Annotated in this window: 1 protein-coding gene; it reads left to right on the top strand. The window is 70.1% G+C overall.

The window, feature by feature from the left end; all coding sequences use genetic code 11:
- A partial coding sequence (locus EOA27_RS37915; RefSeq protein WP_281059529.1) for a penicillin-binding transpeptidase domain-containing protein occupies positions 1-983 on the top strand: 983 nt, incomplete at both ends.

The raw sequence follows: 983 nt of genomic DNA, 5'->3' as shown, positions 1-983 counted from the left end.
CTGAAGCCTTTCATCTACGGCTTGGCCTTCGAGCAGGGGCTGGTGGCGCAGGAGACGATCATCGAGGACAGCCCGGCCGATTTCGGAGGCTACCGGCCGAAGAATTTCGACATGGGCTACCAGGGCGACGTCTCTATCCGCCAGGCGCTGCAATTGTCGCTCAACGTGCCGGCGATCCGGGTGCTCGACGCCGTCGGCCCGGCGCGGCTGACGGCACGCTTCCGCCAGGCCGGCGTCAACCCGATCCTGCCGCCCAACGAAGCGCCGGGCCTGGCGATCGGCCTTGGCGGCGTCGGCGTGACCTTGCGCGACCTGGTGCAGCTCTATACCGGGCTCGCCAATGGCGGGAAGATGCACACGCTGCATGACGGCACCGAGCCGGCCAATACCGAGCGCACCACAGCCACCATCCTCGACGACCAGGCGGCCTGGCAGATCAACGACATCCTGTCCGGCGTGAAGCCGCCAGAAGGCGCCATGCAGCACGGCATCGCCTACAAGACCGGCACCTCCTATGGCTATCGCGATGCCTGGTCCGTCGGCTTCGACGGCCGCTACGTGCTGGGCGTCTGGGTCGGCCGCGCCGATGCCAGCCCCGTCCCCGGCCTGTCGGGCTATGTCTCCGCCGCACCCATCCTATTCGAAGGCTTCGTCCGTTCCGGCCTCGCCAGCGTGCCGCTGCCCGGCCGGCCGCCGGGTGTCTTCAATCCCAAGCGCGAGGAATTGCCGGTGACGCTCGCCCGCTTCGGCGCCGGCGCCGACGGCCTGGTGCAGGCCACCGCCACCGAGCCGGCGCCGACCATCATCTTCCCGCCCAATGGCGCCCGCGTAGACCTCGGCACCAACTCAGCCGACGCAACGCCGCTGGTGCTGAAGCTGCAGGGCGGCCGCGCGCCGTTCCGTTGGCTCGCCAACGGCAGGCCGCTCGCCGGCATCGACCGCCGCCGCACCGCGACCTGGCAGCCCGACGGCACCGGCTATTC

Source organism: Mesorhizobium sp. M2A.F.Ca.ET.037.01.1.1 (assembly GCF_003998075.1).
Lineage (GTDB): Bacteria > Pseudomonadota > Alphaproteobacteria > Rhizobiales > Rhizobiaceae > Mesorhizobium.
The sequence above is the reverse complement of the archived record's forward strand: the minus strand, read 5'-3'. Positions and strand labels throughout refer to the sequence as shown.